This is a genomic window from Sphingosinicella rhizophila (genome assembly GCF_032378825.1).
Taxonomy (GTDB): Bacteria; Pseudomonadota; Alphaproteobacteria; order Sphingomonadales; family Sphingomonadaceae; genus Allosphingosinicella; species Allosphingosinicella rhizophila.
Genome location: NZ_JAVUPU010000034.1, coordinates 1 through 315 on the forward strand (window position 1 = coordinate 1; position 315 = coordinate 315).

At 66.0% G+C, this 315-nt stretch carries 1 protein-coding gene; it reads left to right on the forward strand.

Features of this window, described 5'->3' with window-relative positions; translation table 11 throughout:
• Positions 1-315, forward strand: a 315-nt coding sequence (locus RQX22_RS19280) for a transposase (protein WP_315728841.1), incomplete at both ends; no start/stop codon positions are given.

Below are 315 nucleotides of genomic sequence, written 5' to 3' on the forward strand. Positions count from 1 at the left end.
AACGAGCTCAAGAACCGCGGCGTCGCCGATATCCTCATTGCCGTCGTCGACGGCCTGAAGGGCTTCCCGGAGGCGATCAACGCGGTCTTCCCGCAAACCGTCGTCCAGACTTGCATCGTCCACCTGATCCGCAACTCGATGAGCTTCGCGTCGTGGAAGGACCGCAAGGCCATCGCCCAGGCGCTCCGCGGCGTCTACCGCGCCGACACGCCCGAGGCCGGCCTGGCAGCGCTGGACGCGTTCGAGGAAGGGCATTGGGGCCGGAAATATCCGGCAATCTCGCAAAGCTGGCGGCGCCACTGGGACCAGGTGATC